This window comes from Pseudotabrizicola alkalilacus (assembly GCF_003443995.1).
Classification (GTDB): domain Bacteria; phylum Pseudomonadota; class Alphaproteobacteria; order Rhodobacterales; family Rhodobacteraceae; genus Pseudotabrizicola; species Pseudotabrizicola alkalilacus.
Window position 1 is genome coordinate 1 of sequence record NZ_QWEY01000093.1, and the last position, 538, is coordinate 538.

Annotated in this window: 1 protein-coding gene; it reads left to right on the top strand. The window is 61.2% G+C overall.

What is annotated here, in order from left to right; translation table 11 throughout:
- Nucleotides 1-538, top strand: a 538-nt coding sequence (locus D1012_RS22755) for a hypothetical protein (RefSeq protein WP_199489617.1), incomplete at both ends; no start/stop codon positions are given.

Sequence of the window (538 nt, forward strand, 5' to 3'; positions counted from 1 at the left end):
CATCAGGAAACCTACAACACCCAGTTGAAATGGCGTAACAGCTACCCGCTCAACGGCGGCGCGACCGATGTGCCGTTCTACAACACGGCGACCAACCAGGTCGAGCAGTGGCAGCGCCAGTATTTCACCTACGAAGAAAACGGCGGCCTCAGCCGCGCGATGATCCGCAACATCAACAACACGTTCTCGATCAACACCGGGGTCAAGGGCTCGTTCGGCGACTCGTGGCAGTACGAGGCGATGTTCAGCCACTCGCAGAACCAGCTCGAAGCGAAGTGGCCTGCGCTGATCGCGGCGAAGGCGAACGCGTTCTACCTCGGTCAGTCGCTCGGCGTCGATCCTGACTCCGGCTACCAGATGTACTATGTGCCGCATGAGCGCCTGTACACACCGCTGACGCCCGCGCAGTTCGCCTCGATCACCCAGGACTCGATCGACCGCGACACCGCGCGCGCCGAGAACTATTCGATCAAGGTCAACAACACCGATCTGTTCCAATTGCCGGCGGGTTCGGTCGGCTTCGCCGCGACCGCGGAAT